Source organism: Reyranella sp., from assembly GCF_965229815.1.
GTDB lineage: Bacteria > Pseudomonadota > Alphaproteobacteria > Reyranellales > Reyranellaceae > Reyranella.
Genome location: NZ_CBDDJN010000003.1, coordinates 21,372 through 27,480, shown reverse-complemented (window position 1 = coordinate 27,480; position 6,109 = coordinate 21,372). Strand labels below are relative to the sequence as shown.

Genomic DNA, 6,109 nt, shown 5'->3' with positions numbered 1-6,109 from the left:
CCCGGACGTGGTGTTCGTGGTCACCGGCGCGGTGTGGCGGGATTTCGCCGCGCTGCGGGAGCGCTGGGAGGAGCCGCTGTCGCTCGGCTTCGACCGCGACTGCCTGTTCCGGATCCGCGAGGCTTCCCACGACGGCGACGCCGACCTCGCCCGCCACTGGCGGGCGGTCCGCGAGTTGGCCGCCTGCTATGGCGTTTCCTGGGTGAGCGCCGTGGAGATCGACGGCGAGCTGGTGCGCGAGGTGGAACCGCAGGCCTGTTTCGTCTACCCCGCCGACGACCGGCTGAACCGGGTCGTGCTCGCCGCCGCCGTCGACGGCGTGTTCGGCTGAGCCGGGCGTCCGCCCCCGCCCGACCGCCGGCAAGGAGCACCATGGGTTCCCCCTCCTCCCCAAGCCTGCCCGCGCCGGCCCCGGCCGCCCTCGTCACCGGCGGCGGCCGACGCATCGGCCGCGCCATCGTCGAGGACCTGGCCGCCCACGGCTACCGGGTGGCGCTGCACTGCCACCGCTCGACCGACGAGGCGGAGGCGCTGGCGGCGGCGCTGCGGGCCGAAGGGGCCGACGTCCACGTGGTGGCGGCCGACCTCTGCGACCTGGCGGGCCTGCCGGACCTGGTGGCGCGCGCCGCCGATGCGGTCGGGCCACTGGGCGTGCTGGTCAACAATGCGGCGCTGTTCGGCGACGACGGGTTCGCGACGGTGACGCCCGAGGCGTTCCAGGCCCACATGACCCTCAACGCGGCGGCCCCGGTGTTCCTGGCCCAGGCGTTCGCCGGCCAGCTCGGGGCCGACGCGACGGGGTTGATCGTCAACCTTACCGACCAGCGCGTTCGAAAGCCGGTGCCCGGCCACTTTTCCTACGGCGCCTCGAAGGCCACATTGGATGCCATGACCATAACCATGGCCCAGGCGCTGGCGCCCCGTATCCGGGTGAACGCCATCGCGCCGGGACCGACGCTCAAGGGCGACCGGCAGACCCGCGACGATTTCGAGCGGCAGGCGGCCGCCGTCCTCCTGAGGCGCGGCCCGGCGCTTGCCGAATTCGGCGCCACGGTGCGCTTCCTGGCCGCGACCCCGTCGATCACCGGACAGACCATCCTGCTCGACGGGGGCCAGCATCTTGCCTGGGAGACGCCGGACGTCCTAGGGATTCCCGAATGACCGAATCGACACCCGCGGACCCCAAGCCACCGGCCGCGCCGGGGCCGGTGTCCGTGCCCGGCGACGACGCCTTCGAGCGGATCGCCCCCGACCCCGTCGCGGAAGCCGCCGACGGCGAGGGCGGCCGGCTGGGTGCCGATCTGATCGCCGACCTCGTCAAGCGGCTGCCGAACGCGCCCGGCGTCTACCGGATGCTCGATCGCAACGGCGACGTGCTCTACGTCGGCAAGGCGCGGAGCCTGAAGAAGCGCGTCGCCAACTACGCGCGCCCGACCGGGCTGGCCAACCGCACGCTGGCGATGATCGCCGCCACCGCGGCTATGGAGTTCGTCACCACCCGCACCGAGACCGAGGCGCTGCTGCTTGAGGCGAACCTCATCAAGCGGCTTCGGCCGCGCTTCAACGTGCTGCTCAGGGACGACAAGTCGTTCCCCTACATCCTGATCACCGGCGACCACGAGGCGCCGCAGATCGTCAAGCACCGGGGCGCGCGCAGCAAGAAGGGCGCCTATTTCGGCCCGTTCGCCTCGGCCGGCGCCGTCGACCGCACCATCAACGCCCTGCAGAAGGCGTTCCTGCTGCGCTCGTGCACGGATTCCGTCTACGAGAGCCGCACCCGGCCGTGCCTGCTGTTCCAGATCAAGCGCTGCTCGGGTCCCTGCACCGGCGAGATCGACCCGGCCGGCTACGCCGAGCTGGTTGACGAGGCGCGCGCCTTCCTGAACGGCAAGAGCCGCGCGGTGAAGGCGGAGCTGGCCACCGAGATGGAGCGGGCGTCGGACCGGCTCGATTTCGAGCAGGCGGCGCGCTACCGCGACCGGCTGTCGGCGCTTTCCCACATCCAGCAGCACCAGGGCATCAACCCCCAGGGGATCGAGGAGGCCGACGTCTTCGCCGTTCACCAGGAGGGCGGCCAGACCTGCATCCAGGTGTTCTTCTTCCGCACCGGCCAGAACTGGGGCAACCGCGCCTATTTCCCCAAGGCAGACGCCCACTGGACGACGGCCGAGGTGCTGGAGAGCTTCCTCGCCCAGTTCTACGATGATAAGCCGTGCCCGCGGATGATCCTGACCTCCGAGGCGCTGCCGGAGCAGGCGCTGCTGGAGGCGGCGCTGACGGAGCGCGCCGACCGCAAGGTGACCGTGTCGGCGCCCCAGCGCGGCACCAAGCGCGAACTGGTCGAGCACGCCCGCCAGAACGCCCGCGAGGCGCTCGGCCGCAAGCTCGCCGAGAGCGCCAGCCAGGCGACGCTCTTGAAGGGGGTGGCGGAGGTGTTCGGCCTGCCGGCGCCGCCGCGCCGGATCGAGGTCTACGACAACTCCCACATCATGGGCACCAACGCCGTCGGCGGCATGATCGTGGCCGGCCCCGACGGATTCGCCAAGGCCCACTACCGCAAGTTCAACATCAAGTCGGAGGTGGTGACGCCCGGCGACGATCTTGGGATGATGCGCGAGGTGCTGGAGCGCCGCTTCAAGCGCCTTCTGAAGGAGGCCGGGCCGCGCGGCGAACAGGAGGCGCCGGACGAGGGCGTCGGCCCGTGGCCGGACCTGGTGCTCATCGACGGCGGCCTCACCCAGCTGGGCGCGGCGCGCGAGACCCTGGCCGATCTCGGCATCACCGACCTGCCGCTGGTGGGCGTGGCCAAGGGCGTCGACCGCGACGCCGGCCGCGAGGAGTTCCACGTCCCCGGCAGGCAGCCGTTCCGGCTGCCGCCGCGCGATCCGGTGCTGTACTTCGTGCAACGGCTGCGCGACGAGGCGCATCGGTTTGCCATCGGCACCCACCGGGCGAAGCGGTCGAAGGAGATCCACGCCAATCCGCTGGACGAGATCGCCGGCATCGGCACGGCGCGCAAGCGCGCGCTGCTGCGCCATTTCGGCACCGCCAAGGCGGTCTCAAAGGCCGGCATCGACGACCTTCTGACGGTCGACGGCATCTCCGAGGCGATGGCGAAGCTGATCTACGCCCACTTCCACGAGCGGGCGGGCTGAAGGGCTGCCCCTTTGCCCGGGACGCCCGGCGGGATAAGAGGCGGGGGCCATGAGTTCCCGCGTTCCCGTCGTTCCCGCCCCCACCGCCCCGACCGCCCCGCCCGCGCCGCGCACGGGCCCGACCGTCGCCACGCTCGCCGTCGTGCTGGCGGCGCTGGGCTTCGGCTCGGTCGCCTTCTTCGCGAAGTCGCTGGCCGAGGCGGGGGTCGCGGCCCCGGCGATCGCCGTCTTCCGGTTCGGCTTCGTCGCGCTGGTGCTGGCGCCGGTGGGCTTCAGGGCGCGGGGCGCGCGCCGCCCGGCGCTGTGGGCGCTGGGGGCGGGCCTTGCCATGGGGATCGGCTGGACCGGCTATGTCGGGGCGGTGAAGGCCGCCCCGGTGGCCGCCGCCGGCCTCGTCTACATGTCCTATCCGGTGTTCGCGCTCCTCTCCGCCTGGGTGCTGCTCGGCCAGCGGCCGGCGCTGCGCTCCGTCGCCGCCTGCGTCCTGATCCTGGCGGCGGCGGCGGTCGCGCTGAAGCCGTCCGCGCTGCCGCCCGGCGCGGTGGGGCCGCTGCTGGTGTCGTTCGCCGCGCCGCTGACCTTCGGCGTGTCGATCGCCATCCTGACCGGCAAGCTCGCCGGGCTGATGCCGCTGGAACGGGTGTTCTTCGCCGCGCTGGGCGCCACCATCGGGCTGCTGCCCATGCTGGCCGGCGTCGACCGCGGGTCGCTGCTGCCGGCCACGCCCGACGGCTGGGCGCTGATCGCCGGCATCGCGCTGGTCACGGCGCTGGTGCCGCAGCTTCTCTATGGCGGCCGCCCCGAGGATCGGGGCCGCCCGCACGGCGATGGCCGGAAGCTTCGAGCTGCCGACCATGTTCCTGATCGGCTGGCTGGCCTTCGGGGAGCCGCTCAGCCTCGCCCAGCTGGCGGCCGGCGCGGCGGTGCTGGCGGCCATCGCGATCACGCCGCCGCTGGCCCCGCCGGCGGCATTGACGCCCTAGGCCACCGCCGCCCCCGGACGCCAGCGGGTGGCGAGGCGGGGCGCGTGCGGGAACATCCCCGCGCGCGCACCGTTGCGTTGACGGGTGCCCCAGCCTGTGGTCTCTCGGACCGGTCTTGGCCCCGCCCTTGCTTAACGGTCAGAGTATGTCGCGCAGCAACGCCTTCACGGTCCCCAACCTCCTGACCTACGGCCGGATCATCGCGGTCCCGATCATCGCCGCGCTGCTGCTGGAGCCCGATCCGGCGGCGCGCTGGGCGGCCGCGATCCTGTTCATCGTGGCGGCGCTCACCGACTATCTCGACGGCTATCTGGCGCGCACCCTGAACCAGGTGTCGGCGCTCGGCCGCATGCTCGACCCGATCGCCGACAAGCTCGTCGTCGCCGCGCTGCTGATCGCGCTGTCGGCCGACGGCACCATCGACGGCCTCAACGTGCTCGCCGCCGTGTTCATCATGATGCGCGAGATCTTCGTGTCGGGCCTGCGCGAATTCCTCGGCGGTACCGTGGTGATCCACGTCTCCAAGCTCGCCAAGTGGAAGACCACGGCGCAGCTGGCGGCCATCGCCATCCTGCTGCTGGCGCCGGTGCTCGGCAGCGCCGCCCAGGCAACCGAATGGCTGGGGCTCATCGTCCTGTGGATCGCCGCCGGCCTTACGATCTACACCGGCGTGGACTATATCCGGGGGGGATTGCCCTATCTGAGCGAGGCCGAGTGATGCGCGTCGTCTATTTCGCCTGGGTCCGCGAGCGGGTCGGGATGGAAGAGGAAGAGGTGGAGCTTCCGGCCAGCGTCACCACCGCCGGCGACCTGGTCGCCTGGCTGAAGGACCGCAGCCCCAGTCACGCCTTCGCGCTGGAGGAGCCCGCCGCCATCCGCATCGCCGTCGACCGGGTGCACGCCCAGCAGGACGCGCCGATCGCCGGTGCCCGCGAGGTGGCGCTGTTCCCGCCGATGACCGGCGGGTGAGCGCCATGGACGCACCTGCTGCCGCGCCGGCGCCCGTGGTGCGCGTCGGCCTCGAGCCCATCGACGTTTCCGCCGAGACCGACGCCCTGACGGCTTGCCGCACCGATATCGGGGCGGTGGTCGCCTTCACCGGTCTCTGCCGAGACGAGGGGGGGCGCCTGTCGGTGCTGGAGCTGGAACACTATCCCGGCATGGCCGAGGCCGAGATCGGCCGCATCGCGGCGCAGGCGATTGCCCGCTGGCCGTTGATGGGCTTGCGTGTCGTTCACCGGTCGGGTCCGATCCGGCCCGGCGAGACCATCGTGCTGGTGGCGGCGGCGTCGGCCCACCGCGGCGATGCCTTCGAGGCCGCCTCGTTCCTGATGGATTTCCTGAAGACCCGCGCCCCCTTCTGGAAGAAGGAGCACGTGGCCGACGGCACCTCCGGCGGCTGGGTCGAGGCGAAATCGGCCGACGACGCGGCGGCCGGGCGCTGGGACTGAGTTCCTTCCTCGCTATTCCGCGATCGGCAGCCGGTGGTCGGCCTTGAGCGTCGACAGCACGATCGACGACTTCACCGTCGACACCGACTGGTGGGGCAGCAGCTCGCCGTTGATCAGCTGCGACAGCGCCGGCAGGTCGGCCACGACGATCTTCAACAGATAGTCCATGTCGCCGGTGAGGGCGTGGGCCTCCTGCACCTCCGGCAGCCGGGTGACGAGCCGCTGGAAGCGGTCGGCGTTCTCGGGCGAATGGGTGTCGAGCATCACGTTGACGTAGACGGTGATGGTGAGACCCAGCCTCGCCGCGTCGAGGTCGGCGCGGTAGCCGCGGATCAGTCCGTCGGCCTCCAGCCGCTGGCGGCGCCTCGAGCACTGGGACGCCGACAGGTGGACCCGGTCGGCCAGCGCCTGGTTGGTCAGCGCGCCGTCGTCCTGCAGGGCGGAGAGGATGCGTCGGTCATAGAGGTCGAGAGCGGGGGCTTCGTGCGCCATCGGGCAATTCTATGCGCGGTTCATGCGA

General features: G+C 71.9%; 8 protein-coding genes. 7 read left to right on the top strand and 1 reads right to left on the bottom strand.

Annotated features, from left to right (window positions below):
- The 7 genes from ACO073_RS11195 to ACO073_RS11165 all read left to right on the top strand — a co-directional run.
- Positions 1-331: hypothetical protein (locus ACO073_RS11195; protein WP_421997456.1), on the top strand; the 331-nt coding region annotated here is incomplete at its 5' end.
- Positions 332-372: 41 nt separating this feature from the next.
- Positions 373-1,161, top strand: coding sequence for an SDR family oxidoreductase (locus ACO073_RS11190; protein WP_421997455.1), 789 nt, complete (start codon positions 373-375; stop codon positions 1,159-1,161).
- Positions 1,158-3,155, top strand: a complete 1,998-nt coding sequence (uvrC, locus tag ACO073_RS11185) for an excinuclease ABC subunit UvrC (protein ID WP_421997453.1) — start codon at positions 1,158-1,160, stop codon at positions 3,153-3,155. Before ACO073_RS11190 ends, uvrC begins: the two co-directional genes overlap by 4 nt.
- 49 nt (positions 3,156-3,204) lie before the next feature.
- A complete protein-coding gene (locus ACO073_RS11180) occupies positions 3,205-4,323 on the top strand; it encodes a DMT family transporter (RefSeq protein ID WP_421997452.1) in 1,119 nt (372 codons plus the stop codon).
- Positions 4,284-4,856, top strand: a complete 573-nt coding sequence (gene pgsA, locus ACO073_RS11175) for a CDP-diacylglycerol--glycerol-3-phosphate 3-phosphatidyltransferase (RefSeq protein WP_421997451.1) — start codon at positions 4,284-4,286, stop codon at positions 4,854-4,856. Before ACO073_RS11180 ends, pgsA begins: the two co-directional genes overlap by 40 nt.
- The gene (gene moaD / locus ACO073_RS11170) at positions 4,856-5,107 is read left to right on the top strand and encodes a molybdopterin converting factor subunit 1 (RefSeq protein WP_421997450.1); all 252 of its coding nucleotides are present in this window, start codon (positions 4,856-4,858) and stop codon (positions 5,105-5,107) included. Before pgsA ends, moaD begins: the two co-directional genes overlap by 1 nt.
- Before the next feature lie 5 nt (positions 5,108-5,112).
- Positions 5,113-5,589, top strand: coding sequence for a molybdenum cofactor biosynthesis protein MoaE (locus ACO073_RS11165; RefSeq protein ID WP_421997449.1), 477 nt, complete (start codon positions 5,113-5,115; stop codon positions 5,587-5,589).
- 12 nt (positions 5,590-5,601) lie between these two features.
- On the opposite strand, the gene ACO073_RS11160 is transcribed toward ACO073_RS11165, so the two are convergent.
- Entirely contained in the window at positions 5,602-6,081 is a 480-nt protein-coding gene (locus ACO073_RS11160; protein ID WP_421997447.1) for an Lrp/AsnC family transcriptional regulator, read from the bottom strand.
- Between the last annotated feature and the right edge of the window lie 28 nt (positions 6,082-6,109).